At 41.9% G+C, this 12,514-nt stretch carries 14 protein-coding genes; 10 read left to right on the forward strand and 4 right to left on the reverse strand.

Annotated elements, in window-relative coordinates; all coding sequences use genetic code 11:
* Positions 1 to 143: 143 nt before the first annotated feature.
* From ACFQZX_RS14100 to ACFQZX_RS14110, 3 genes are all read left to right on the forward strand, one after another.
* The gene (locus tag ACFQZX_RS14100; RefSeq protein WP_377116443.1) at positions 144 to 1,151 is read left to right on the forward strand and encodes an NAD(P)H-dependent glycerol-3-phosphate dehydrogenase; all 1,008 of its coding nucleotides are present in this window, start codon (positions 144 to 146) and stop codon (positions 1,149 to 1,151) included.
* Positions 1,152 to 1,175: 24 nt separating this feature from the next.
* Complete coding sequence (locus ACFQZX_RS14105) at positions 1,176 to 1,520, forward strand: hypothetical protein (RefSeq protein WP_377116446.1); 345 nt, start codon at positions 1,176 to 1,178, stop codon at positions 1,518 to 1,520.
* A 62-nt stretch (positions 1,521 to 1,582) separates the two neighbouring features.
* Positions 1,583 to 1,909, forward strand: coding sequence for a hypothetical protein (locus ACFQZX_RS14110; RefSeq protein ID WP_377116449.1), 327 nt, complete (start codon positions 1,583 to 1,585; stop codon positions 1,907 to 1,909).
* A gap of 108 nt (positions 1,910 to 2,017) precedes the next feature.
* On the opposite strand, the gene ACFQZX_RS14115 is transcribed toward ACFQZX_RS14110, so the two are convergent.
* Positions 2,018 to 3,841: a DEAD/DEAH box helicase gene (locus tag ACFQZX_RS14115; protein WP_377116452.1), complete on the reverse strand. Its 1,824-nt coding sequence runs from the start codon at positions 3,839 to 3,841 to the stop codon at positions 2,018 to 2,020.
* A gap of 276 nt (positions 3,842 to 4,117) precedes the next feature.
* Here ACFQZX_RS14115 and ACFQZX_RS14120 point away from each other — a divergent pair, with 276 nt between their 5' ends.
* Complete coding sequence (locus ACFQZX_RS14120) at positions 4,118 to 4,990, forward strand: alpha/beta fold hydrolase (RefSeq protein WP_377116454.1); 873 nt, start codon at positions 4,118 to 4,120, stop codon at positions 4,988 to 4,990.
* Between the two features lie 7 nt (positions 4,991 to 4,997).
* Here ACFQZX_RS14120 and ACFQZX_RS14125 read toward each other — a convergent pair whose 3' ends face one another.
* A complete protein-coding gene (locus ACFQZX_RS14125) occupies positions 4,998 to 5,465 on the reverse strand; it encodes a DUF4293 domain-containing protein (protein WP_377116456.1) in 468 nt (155 codons plus the stop codon).
* A gap of 89 nt (positions 5,466 to 5,554) precedes the next feature.
* Between ACFQZX_RS14125 and truA the strand changes: the two genes are divergently transcribed.
* Together truA and ACFQZX_RS14135 are read left to right on the forward strand one after the other, a co-directional pair.
* Entirely contained in the window at positions 5,555 to 6,310 is a 756-nt protein-coding gene (truA, locus tag ACFQZX_RS14130) for a tRNA pseudouridine(38-40) synthase TruA (protein ID WP_377116459.1), read from the forward strand.
* Positions 6,311 to 6,411: 101 nt separating this feature from the next.
* A complete protein-coding gene (locus ACFQZX_RS14135) occupies positions 6,412 to 8,217 on the forward strand; it encodes an ABC transporter ATP-binding protein (protein WP_377116461.1) in 1,806 nt (601 codons plus the stop codon).
* Between the two features lies 1 nt (position 8,218).
* Here the strand turns inward: ACFQZX_RS14135 and ACFQZX_RS14140 are convergent, their stop codons facing one another.
* Positions 8,219 to 8,470, reverse strand: a complete 252-nt coding sequence (locus tag ACFQZX_RS14140) for a hypothetical protein (RefSeq protein WP_377116464.1) — start codon at positions 8,468 to 8,470, stop codon at positions 8,219 to 8,221.
* A gap of 181 nt (positions 8,471 to 8,651) precedes the next feature.
* On the opposite strand from ACFQZX_RS14140, the gene ACFQZX_RS14145 reads away from it, so the two are divergent.
* From ACFQZX_RS14145 to truB, 4 genes are all read left to right on the forward strand, one after another.
* On the forward strand, positions 8,652 to 9,530 hold the full coding sequence (locus tag ACFQZX_RS14145) for a cell division protein FtsX (protein ID WP_377116467.1): 879 nt from the start codon (positions 8,652 to 8,654) through the stop codon (positions 9,528 to 9,530).
* A 57-nt stretch (positions 9,531 to 9,587) separates the two neighbouring features.
* Entirely contained in the window at positions 9,588 to 9,869 is a 282-nt protein-coding gene (locus tag ACFQZX_RS14150; RefSeq protein ID WP_377116470.1) for a DUF3098 domain-containing protein, read from the forward strand.
* Entirely contained in the window at positions 9,866 to 10,660 is a 795-nt protein-coding gene (locus ACFQZX_RS14155) for an undecaprenyl-diphosphate phosphatase (RefSeq protein WP_377116473.1), read from the forward strand. Before ACFQZX_RS14150 ends, ACFQZX_RS14155 begins: the two co-directional genes overlap by 4 nt.
* A gap of 72 nt (positions 10,661 to 10,732) precedes the next feature.
* Positions 10,733 to 11,434 carry a tRNA pseudouridine(55) synthase TruB gene (gene truB, locus ACFQZX_RS14160; protein WP_377116475.1) on the forward strand — a complete coding sequence of 234 codons (702 nt, stop codon included), beginning with the start codon at positions 10,733 to 10,735 and terminating at the stop codon, positions 11,432 to 11,434.
* Positions 11,435 to 11,501: 67 nt separating this feature from the next.
* Here the strand turns inward: truB and ACFQZX_RS14165 are convergent, their stop codons facing one another.
* On the reverse strand, positions 11,502 to 12,452 hold the full coding sequence (locus tag ACFQZX_RS14165) for a bifunctional riboflavin kinase/FAD synthetase (protein ID WP_377116478.1): 951 nt from the start codon (positions 12,450 to 12,452) through the stop codon (positions 11,502 to 11,504).
* Between the last annotated feature and the right edge of the window lie 62 nt (positions 12,453 to 12,514).

Consider the following 12,514-nt stretch of genomic DNA (forward strand, 5'->3'; position numbering starts at 1 on the left):
ATGAAAGACTTTTGTCCTTTTTTGTTTTTAACCACTTCCCCAACTGTAAGCTTTCCGCTTTTAGCTTTCAGCTTCTGCATAATATTTTATTAATTTGCGGCACCGGCAAACCAATTGGCCGGTAGGGACATTTACTCTATTAAATGCTAAAGCACTCAAAAAAGATTGCTGTTGCCGGCGGCGGAAGCTGGGCCACAGCTAACATTAAAATGCTTGCCGATAACATCATTGAAAAAGAGATTTTTTGGTGGATGCGTAACGGCGATGCAGCAGAATATATTCGTAATTATGGGCATAATCCCAATTACCTTAGCTCGGTAGAAATCAAGATACCGGCGCAAAACATTTCTACTGATCTTAAAACAACCATCAAAGCAGCCGATTTTGTACTGCTAAACGTCCCGGCCGCTTTTTTAAAGGAAGCATTGCAGGGTGTTGAACCGGCAGACCTTGAAGGCAAATACATCGTATCGGCCATTAAGGGTATTGTGCCCGATGAAAATAAGATCATAGCCGAATTTATGCATGATACATTTAGGGTACCGCTTCAAAACATACTGGTGATAAGCGGCCCCTGCCATGCCGAAGAAGTGGCTCTGGAAAAGCTGTCGTACTTAACCATAGCATCGCAAAATGTTGAGTTGGCAACAGAGTTTGCCGGTATGCTAAATACCCGATATATTAAAACCGTAGTGTCTGATGATATTTACGGCACCGAGTACGGCGCGGTATTAAAAAACGTTTATGCCATAGCCAGCGGCATTTGCCATGGGGTTGGATATGGAGACAACTTTCAATCTGTATTAATATCTAATGCCATACGCGAGCTGGAACGTTTTGTTGCCGTTGTGCACCCAATAGACAGGGATATAAAGGAATCTGCCTACCTGGGCGATCTGCTGGTAACGGCATATTCACAGTTTAGCCGTAACCGTACATTTGGTAACATGATAGGGAAGGGCTACACCGTTAAGTCGGCCCAGTTGGAGATGAATATGATTGCGGAAGGCTATTATGCAGTAAATTGCCTACACCAGGTTAATAAACAATACCAGGTTGAAATGCCTATCTGTGAAGCAGTTTACGCTATTTTGTATAAGAAAAGCTCCCCTGTATTTGAAATGCAAAAACTGGCAGAGAAATTGAGTTAACATTACTGTTAATTTATATTTACCATGAAGAAGCTTTTTAAAACCACTCTGTTTGCAGCTGTATTATTTGCTGCATCATCTGCATTTGCTCAAACTAATCAGGATACTACGTTAGGCCAAAAGGTAGGTTCTACCGCTAAAAAGGGCTGGAAGGCAACTAAAAAAACGGCCAGTAAAGTAGGAAATAAAACTGCAGAAGTAGCGTCGAAGGGTGCATCTGCTGTTGCCGATAAAAAATATGATGGAAAGGTTGGGCCACAGGGGCAAACCATTTATATCGACAAAAACTCGGCGTACTATTACGTAAATAAAAAGGGTCACCACGTATATGTGCCCAAAGCGCAACTGGTAGATAAACCCGCCAATTAATAACAAATTACAAAAGCACCTTACAAAAAGGTGCTTTTGTAATTAAACAATGTAAGTGTAAGGTGAAAACGTACGCATTAGTATTTATACATGTCATAGTGGCTGCTATGTTAGTTTCGGCAGCCTGCCATAGTAACACAGCAGGAAAAAAGGTGCAGGGTACCTGGAAATCAAAAGACGGATCTGTTGTAATTGAAATAACCGATAAGCATTTCATGATGGGTACAGATTCGCCCATACCAGAGGATTATTTTGTAAAAGATGATACCATTTTCACCTCGTTTGAAGGTAACCAGCCATATACCAAGTTTGTAATTAAAAAGCTGAAAGATAACAGTATGACGCTTCTGTTGCCTGATGATACTGTAGCAGTAGAGTTTCATAAATAAAAAAGCCCCGCGATGCTTGGCAAACGCGGGGCTTAAAACAAAACTAAACTAAAACTTTGCTGTGGTTAACTACTCCGCAGCTCTATGAAAACTAACTAACTAACAAAATTAAGACCTTCTGCGGCGCTCGGGGCGTTCTTCACGGCGTTTGCCGCTAAAGTCGCGGAAACCACCGCTGTTGCCACCACCAGCATAGCTTTTCTCGCGGCGTTCGCTACCTTCGCGCCTGTCGCCACGGTAACCGCCATCACGTTTTGGATAGCCACCATCGCGACGGCCACCGCCACCACGGTTACTGCTAACGCCTTCGCCTGATATTTCTATACGTACAGGGCGGCCTTTAAAGTCGATGCCTTTGAAGCCATTCATTACGTGGTCAACATCGGCGTTAACTACCTCAAAGAAAGAGTAAACACCCTTAACGTCTATCTTGCCAACGTTGCGGCCACTTATTTTTGCATTGTTGCAAATGTAACCTAACAATTCGCCGCGGTTAAACTCATCTACACTGCCCAGGTTAATGAACAACCGTGTGTATTCGGATCGCATGCCATCGCGGTTGAAGCGATCCCCCTGGCCTTCTGCACGGCGGAAATCGTCTGCCGGGGCATTTAGATCAGGTGCGTTCTTGTAATAATCTAAAAAGCGGTTAAACTCTAATGAGGCAAAACGCTTAATAACCTCTTCTTTGCTCAGCTCGGCAAACTCATCCATAATACGCGGGATGTATTGCTCTATCTGCGCTTCGTTAACTTCTACGTTGTGTACTTTGTGTACAAGCGCAAAGAGTTGTTTTTCGCAAACATCAAAGCCGGTAGGTATTTCAGCCTTCACAAACTTTTTGCCAATAACACGTTCAATCTGGCGTATTTTGCCAAGCTCTTTGCTATTTACAATAGATATAGATACACCTGTTTTACCGGCACGGGCTGTACGGCCGCTACGGTGAGTGTAATTTTCAATCTCATCAGGTAACGAGTAGTTGATAACGTGTGTAACATCATTAACATCAATACCTCGTGCTGCAACATCTGTAGCAATTAACAGCTGCAGGCTGCGCTCGCGATAGCGTTTCATTACTTTATCTCGCTGTTGTTGAGACAAGTCGCCGTGTAACGAGTCGGCATTATAACCGTCCTTTATCAGCGCCTCGGCAATGTCCTGAGTTTCTACCTTGGTACGGCAAAATACAATACCAAAAATCTCTGGGTTAAAGTCAACAATACGTTTAAAGGCGGCATACTTGTCACGGGCACGTACTACATAGTACTCATGCTCGATGTTTGCATTGCCGGTATTTTTTGTGCCCATGGTTAACTCGTAAGGGTTATCCATGTATTTTTTAGCAATTCTTCTTACCTCTGCAGGCATAGTGGCCGAAAACAGCCAGGTCTTTTTCTCGTCGGGAGTGGTAGATAAAATATTGTCAATATCTTCCTGAAAGCCCATATTGAGCATTTCGTCCGCCTCATCTAACACTACGTACTTAACCTGCGAAAAGTCTATCGCTTTACGGTTAATAATGTCCAGCATACGGCCTGGCGTAGCTACAACAATCTGCACACCACGACGTATCTGGCGTAGCTGATCGCTGATGCTTGCACCGCCATAAACGGCAACAACATGTACGTTGTTCATTTTTTTGGCGTAGTTATTAATGTCGTTCGTGATCTGTAAACAAAGTTCACGAGTTGGGCATAAAACAAGCGCCTGCGGATGATTTTCTTCGAAATCTAATAGTTCTAATAACGGCAGTCCAAAGGCAGCTGTTTTACCGGTCCCGGTTTGGGCTAATCCGACAAAATCGTTGCTGCCTGTTAACAATACCGGGATTGACTGTTCCTGGATTGGAGTAGGATTTTCAAATCCTAATTCAGAGATGGCATTAACAATATCATGACGGATTCCCAGTTGAATAAATGGGTTGTTCATGAATTAAAATAACGTCTTCGGCAACATCGCCAAAGCGGCTGCAAAGGTACAATTATTTATTAGTAATTCAAATGCTAATGACGTTTTAATGTTTGATTACAAAATAATGGCAATTGAAATTATAATTGATTGAAATTCAATGAAGTTAAAAGTGTGTTTGCTTAGTGTTAATTTAACACTATTGATGCCCGGTGTAATTACGGATTTATAACACCAGATTTATCAATAATGAACAGGAAAATAATTTTATATCTTTAAACATTAACTGATATAAAAATGAAAACCCTGCACGCTCTTATCGCATTCCTTTTTTTACTGATAGCTTTGCCGGTGTTCGCTCAAAACTTTGAGAAAGATATGGACACTACTATGTATGGCCGTAATAAAGCTGTTGGTAAGTATGCAGAATTGAGGGGTATTAAGATGTATTATGAGGTTTATGGCAAGGGTGAACCATTGCTGATCATTCATGGCAATGGCGGCTCAATCAATAATTTTGTGTATCAGATACCCTACTTTGCCAAGAAATATCAGGTGATATTAGCTGATAGCCGCGCGCAGGGGAAAACGGTAGATCATGCCGATTCGCTCAGTTATGAAATGATCACCGATGATCTGAATGCCTTGCTGGAGCATCTTAAACTTAAGAATGTAAATGTAATTGGCTGGAGCGATGGAGGTATTGAAGGTTTGCTGTTAGCCATTAACCATCCCGATAAGGTAAAAAAGCTGGCGGTAACAGGTGCTAACCTTCGGCCGGACACCAGCGCTGTAGATCCGTTTGTGCAAAAGGCGGTCCTGGCCACCAATATCAAAGGAGCCGACTCTTTGCGGCGGATGAAAAACCCTACGCCAGAGATGAAAAACCAGCTTAAGCTGATGCACCTTTTATCTTACGAGCCGCACATTAAAACGTCAGACCTGAAAAAAATAAAATGCCCTACACTTGTTATAGGCGGCGACCATGATGTAATTACCACCCGGCATACTTTAGAGATATTTGAAAATATTCCGGATGCTTACTTATGGATATTGCCAAACTCGGGCCATGCAACTCCATTGGTGTATAAAGACATGTTTAACCAGGTAGTAGCCGACTTTTTAGCTAAGCCGTTCAGGAAAATCAGCGGATATGGCAGGTTTATGTAAACCGTGGTTACCTCAGTCTGTCGGCAGATTTTACCAGTTTTTCATCCCGTTGAATCGCTTTTACAGCAAATATTAGCAGGATGATGCTTAGAGATGTAAGGAACAAGCCAATGCCCATATTTTTATAAGCCAGTGTGATGGGGCCTACAACAGCTTTAACTGTTTGGGCCATCCAAAAACTATAGCCAATTAAAACAAGAATGGTGCTATAGCAAAGCGCGATCTGCTGCTTACGGTTGCGGAAAAGGAAAATAATGATCAATGGTATTAACGCCACGATAGCGGTAACTACAGTAAGGGCCAGGAAAGATTGTACAACCTTATCCTGCCCGTTTATATTTTCGTAAACACCGGTTACAGATATGTTCACCAGCCGGCCATCAACATACAGACCGTGCGCCAGCGGGAAAATGTAAAGAGCAAATAACACCAATGAGGCAAACAGCAGATATATAGATTGTATTCTTTGTAGCATTTTTTATGGTATGGAATTGCCAGCAAAGATAGAATGGCAAATCGTAAATCTAAAATGCTAAATGATGCTAACTTTGTGCTGTGTCACAAATGCAACGATATTTTATAGAGCTAAGTTACGCGGGTACCAATTATCACGGATGGCAGATACAGCCCAATGCCATAACCGTTCAGGAGTTGCTCAATAAAGCTTTATCAACCTTGTTGCGCCAGCCTGTAGAAACTATTGGCTGCGGGCGAACAGACACCGGCGTACATGCTACTCAATATTTCGCGCATTTTGACATGAATATCATGGACCATAGGCCATGGACCATGGACAAAAAGAGACTCAATGCGCTGTTGCCTTATGATATTGCGGTAAAGCGGATATTTGAGGTGCATCCTGACGCGCATTCACGCTTTGATGCGGTAAAGCGATCGTATGAGTATCATATACATTTTCATAAGGACCCTTTTTTACATAACCGGTCGTGGTTGCTGCGCGATATGCCTAACCTGCAATTGATGAATCAGGCTGCCGCTATGATCATGCAATATTCAGATTTTAGCTCGTTTAGTAAAAGTAATACGCAGGTTAAAACCAATAATTGTAAAATTGTAAATGCCGAATGGCAACAAACATCCACCGGCATTGTATTTAAAATATCCGCCGACCGGTTTTTACGCAACATGGTACGGGCAATTGTTGGTACACTGATGATGGTAGGCCGTAAGGAGATTGGGCCGGAAGATGTGCGCACCATCATAGAAAGTAAAAAACGAAGCAATGCCGGCACCAGCGTGCCTGCCTGTGGGTTGTATTTAACGGAAGTAGTTTATGAAACTCTAAATACCAAGAGCTGAATTCTAAAATATTAAGATTAGTAAACAACAAATCTGGATTTAGCATTAGAATTTAAACTTAGAACTTAGTATTTAGCAATTAGGATTTCAATAATTAAAAAATGGCAGAAGTTACCGGCAAGGCGTTCGACTGGCGATTATTAAAGCGGATAATGCACTATGTAAAACCTTACAAAAGTGTTTTTATAATCGCGGCGTTCCTGACTGTTTTTTTAGCTGCTGTTGCGCTGGTACAGCCTATACTCATACAAATAACCCTGGATAAATATATATTGGGCAATAATTATAACGGGCTGGTATTTATGGTAGGCCTGATGCTTTTCCAGTTGGTTGTGCAAACCGTTGCCCAATATTATCAAACCTATCTTACTAACTCACTCGGCCAATCGGTAATACGCGATCTGCGGATTGATGTATTTAACCATATTACAAGTTTACGGTTACGATATTTTGACCGTACACCTATCGGTATGCTGATCACGCGTACGGTGTCTGACCTGGAAACCATAGCCGATATTTTTTCCGAGGGATTGATATCCATTATGGGCGATCTGCTGCTTGTAGTAGCAGTAATAGGTTATATGCTTTGGCAGGATTGGAAACTCGCCCTGATTACACTTATACCTATGCCGCTGCTTTTTGCATCTACCTATGTGTTTAAAGAAGCCATTAAATCGTCCTTTCAGGAAGTACGTACGCAGGTTGCTCAGCTGAACACTTTCCTGGCAGAGCACATCAGTGGTATCAGCATCATCCAATACTTTGCCCGTGAGGAGCAGGAGATGCGCAAGTTTGTAGCGGTAAATAAAAAGTACCGCGATGCCAACATTCGTTCTAACTGGTATTACTCAATCTTTTTCCCGGTGGTTGAAGTTTTATTTGCTATATGCATAGCATTACTGGTTTGGTATGGCTGTAAACGTATACTGAGCGACGGGCAGATGCATACTCTATCGGCATCACCGCATGGTATTACCCCAGGGGTGATAACCGGCTTCATTGTATTGCTTAACATGCTTTTCAGGCCTATACGGCAACTGGCCGATAAATTCAATACCTTGCAAATGGGTATGGTTGGCGCCGACCGTATTTTTACTGTACTTGATACTGCTGATGTTGCGCCAAATCAAGGTAGCCTTGCACCTGCGATACTCAAAGGCGACATACAATTCAATAACGTGTGGTTTGCCTATAACGATGAAAACTGGGTGCTGAAAAATATCAATTTTCATATACGGCCAGGAGAAACACTTGCCCTTGTTGGCGCTACAGGTGCAGGCAAATCATCAACCATTAATATACTTAACCGCTTTTATGATATTGGCAAAGGCAACGTAAAGGTTGATGGTGTGGATATACATGACTATGATGTTAAGTACCTGCGCTCAAAGATAGCAACGGTGATTCAGGACGTTTTTCTGTTTACCGATACCATTGCAAACAACATCAGCCTGAATAATGAAAGTATTACCCGCGAGCAAATTATTACTGCTGCAAAAGATGTTGGAGCGCATGACTTTATTGAAAGGTTGCCCGGCGGTTATGATTACAATGTTATGGAGCGTGGGGCTACGCTTTCTGCAGGGCAGGCGCAGTTAATATCTTTTATCAGGGCGCTGGTTTATGATCCGGCTATTTTAGTTTTAGATGAAGCAACTTCATCTGTAGATACCGAAACCGAGTTACTTATCCAGAACGCTATAAACAAATTGATGCAGGGCCGTACGGCCATTGTAATTGCTCACCGTCTCTCAACCATACAAAACGCCGATAAGATTATAGTGCTTGATCATGGTGAGATAATGGAATTGGGCACCCACCAGGAGTTGCTGCGTATAGAAAACGGTTATTACCGCAAATTGTACGATCTGCAGTTCAATTCGGCAGGGATAGCCAAACCGCTATAGTTTACTTGGATTCCAGTCGCCTCGCGTCATCATCAGTAGCATCGGGCTGATCTTCAGACGGGGGCGTTTTAATGGTCTGCACGGGCTGTTCGCGGTTTTCGTAGTATTTGGCTACGTTTTCCTGTTGTGGTTCGTCGGCATGGTATTGCTCGTCCTCTTTACGTACAACGCTTTCGTGCCCTTCATCATTGGGGCGCTGGGTAGGAGTGTCTGATGGTGACGGTTTATCGTGGTTATTTGCTGGCTTTGTCATGTAATAAACAACAGGTGTTGCCTGTATTTGTTTATAATTATGCGCCGGTGTTAATTGCAGGCGTTAATTATTGTTAATTATAAGGCAGAAACTTTTACCTTTAGGGCTGGTTTGTTAATTTCGCAACATTGTATAATACAGGCGGAAGTTTTAGTCTGTATCGCATATCTAAGAAAGGCACATGGAAGAATTTGAAGCGAGCTCGGCAGCAAAAAAAACTAAAACGATATACATATCTACCGTTTTTGGTATTGCCATGGTTTTACTGATGATAGGCCTGTTAGGACTGATATTAGTGCATGCCAATAACCTGTCGCGCTATGTAAAGGAAAATATTGTACTGAACATCTTCATGGACGACTCGGCTCATGAAACTGATGTATTGCAACTGCAGAAACAACTGGATGCCAACCCAATGGTAAAGCAAACCCAGTATGTAAGTAAAGAGCTGGCAGCCCGTAACCTTCAAAAAGATCTGGGTGAAGATTTTGTGAAGTTCTTAGGTTACAACCCACTTTCTCAATCGCTGGATATATATTTGAAAGCTGATTATGCCAACAATGCCGGTATCGAAAAATTCAAAGCGCAGCTGTTAAAAAACCCATTGGTAAAAGAAGTTAAATATCAGCAATCACTTGTTGACCAGATGAACTCAAATCTTACATCAATCAGCCTGATCATTTTAGGTTTCGCGGGTATATTTGTAATACTTTCGGTAGCGCTTATTAATAATACTATCCGCCTGGCTATCTATTCGCAAAGGTTTTTGATCAAGTCTATGCAACTGGTAGGCGCAACTAAAGGATTTATTCGTAAGCCATTTTTACTGTATGGTATATGGCATGGCTTACTTGGTGCTTTAATAGCTATTGTAATATTGATAGGTACTTTATACTTGGCCAATAAACAAATTCCTGATCTGGTGATACTGCAAAGCCCTGTAGAATTTGGCTTTGTATTTTTAGGTATAATAGCCATTGGTATATTTATATCCGGCTTCAGCACATTCCTGGCAGTAAATAAATACTTACGTTTAAAAATTTATAATTTATACAGATAAATTGATGTGTATTGAGCGAATTTCATTCAATCCCTCATTAATTACAAATAATACAAGATGGCATTAAGAGAAACAAAACCGTCCGCAGGTAAACCAGCCCCTTCGGTAAAAACGGCCGAAAAACCTGTAAATACCGTGCCGGTACAATTTGTATTTGGCAGAGATAATTATATATGGTTAGTAATCAGTATTGCAATAGTAGCTTTCGGTTTTGTTTTAATGAGTGGTACTACCGATATATACAGCACTACAAAAATTGTTATAGCGCCTATTGTGGTGCTTGCCGGCTTTGGTTTAGGTTTTTACGCTATCCTGAAAAAGCCTGCCACTAAACCATGAATATTATCCATGTAATAGTCCTTGCTATCATCGAGGGCCTTACCGAATTTTTGCCTGTATCATCTACCGGTCACATGATCATTGCTTCATCAGTGATGGGCATCGCCGCTAACGACTTTGTTAAACTTTTTACAATTGCTATTCAGTTAGGAGCTATTTTATCGGTAATTGTTTTATACTATAAACGTTTCCTGCAATCGATAGATTTTTACCTGAAACTGGTTGTTGCCTTTATCCCTGCAGCTGTTTTCGGTTTACTGTTCAGTAAAAAGATAGATGCTTTATTGGAAAGCGCTTTAACAGTAGGCATTACCCTTTTTGTAGGTGGCATCATACTGCTGTTTGTTGATAAGTGGTTCAATCAGCCGGATGTTAAGGAAGAAAAAAACCTCAGTTATCTTACTGCTTTAAAAATCGGATTTTTCCAGTGCCTGGCCATGATACCCGGTACTTCGCGGTCGGCAGCTACAATAGTTGGCGGTATGGCACAAAAGCTTAGCCGCAAAGCCGCAGCAGAGTTTTCTTTCTTTTTAGCCGTACCTACCATGTTTGCTGCAACCGGCAAAAAGCTGTATGATTTTTATAAAGAAGGCCATAGCTTTACCGGTGATGAAATTAAACTTTTAGCTGTGGGTAATGCTATTGCTTTTATAGTAGCCCTGCTGGCTATCAAAACATTCATTACCTTTTTAGAAAAACGCGGCTTTAAGCTGTTTGGGTGGTACCGGATTTTAGTAGGTGGTATCATTATTATCTTATACCTGACAGGGCATAACCTGGAAGTGATATAACATCGCAGCAGAATTATTTATAAATTGATCGTATGATCAGATAATATCTGATCAATTACGGTTCACACAACTATGTTCAACTCTATTCAGGACTTTGCCGACGGACAATTACTGCTGGTTAACAAACCATATAAATGGACCAGCTTTGATGTGGTTGGTAAAATACGCAATGCCTTTAAACCGCTTAAGTTAAAAGTTGGGCACGCCGGCACTTTAGATCCTTTGGCCACCGGCCTGCTGGTTATCTGCACTGGTAAGATGACCAAGCAGATCGATACTTTTCAGGCAGAGGAAAAAGAGTACACAGGTACCATGGTACTCGGCTCAACTACCCCAACTTATGACCTGGAAAGCGAGCCGGAACAAAAATTTGAAACAAGCCATCTTACCGATGAACAAATCAAAGCTGTTTGCCAGCAATTTATAGGCGAGATTCAGCAGTATCCGCCAGCCCATTCAGCTATAAAAATTGACGGTGAGCGCCTTTACGAAAAAGCCCGGAGAGGTGAAGAGGTTGAATTACGTGCCCGTAGCGTAACCATTACCGAGTTTGAAATAACCCGAATAGAGCTGCCTGAAGTTGATTTTAGGGTAGTATGCAGTAAAGGTACTTATATCCGCTCGCTGGTTAATGATTTTGGTATAGCCTTAAATAATGGAGCTTACATGTCGCGCTTAAGGCGTACCCGGAGCGGCAACTATCGTATAGAGGATGCTTATGAAGTAATGGAACTGGTTAATCAGATACGGGAGCTAAAGGCTCCGGAACAATAGCCTTTCCTAAATCCTCTCCAAAGGACAGCGCTTGGAAATACTTTTTCGCAAAGCGGATAAAAAACTGTTAAGTATTAAACTGCGGACTATCAAGTATCATTAGTGCCTGCACATCTTCTTTGTCTTTACCCAGTTGAGCTACTAATTCTTCAAGAGACGCAAACTTTATATCACCGCGTATAAAGTGCAAAAACTCCATTCGTAAAGTTTGGTTATAAATGTCGGCGCTAAAATCAAAGATGTTTACCTCTATATTTCTTGTCATGCCGTTAACGGTAGGGCGGTGGCCAATATATGCCATCCCGGTATATTGCTTACCCTCAACTTTTACACGTACTGCAAATATACCGTCGGCAGGTATCAGCTTATAGCTTTCTTCAATCACCAGGTTCGCTGTGGGGTATCCTAACTCACGCCCTAACTGATCGCCGCGGATAACTTTCCCTGTGATAAAAAATGGATAGCCCAAACACTCGTTTGCAATGTTGATCTCATTCATCAGCAAGGCATTGCGAATACGGGTGGAGCTGATAGCTACATCGTTTATATCTTGTTCAGGTATCTCAACTACATCAAAGCCGTACTGAGGAGATAACCGGAGCAGGTCCTGCAAGCCTCCCTGCCTGTCTTTCCCGAAGCGATGATCATAACCTATCACAATAGTACGGGTGCCGATATTTTTTACTAATACATCCCGTATGTAACCTTCTGCAGTTTGGTTCGAAAAATCCCTTGAAAATGGGGTTATGATCAGGTGATCTACACCCAGCCGCTCCAAAAGCTCAGCCTTCTCATTTATGGTATTAATGAGTTTAAGGCTTTCATCCTCGGGTTGAAGGATCATTCGTGGGTGCGGAAAGAAGGTCAGTATAACTGTTTCTCCGTTTATTTTTGTAGCCAGGTCCTTAATGTGAGCTATGATTTTACGATGGCCTATATGCACGCCGTCGAAGGTGCCGATGGTAACAACGGCATTTTTAATAGGTTTAAATTCATCAATGTGATGGTAAATTTTCATAGCCACGGCAAATGTATAACGACAAAGCAAAATGCCGAAAGGTTTTTACTTATTTTACACTG

Source organism: Mucilaginibacter litoreus (genome assembly GCF_042676805.1).
GTDB lineage: Bacteria > Bacteroidota > Bacteroidia > Sphingobacteriales > Sphingobacteriaceae > Mucilaginibacter > Mucilaginibacter litoreus.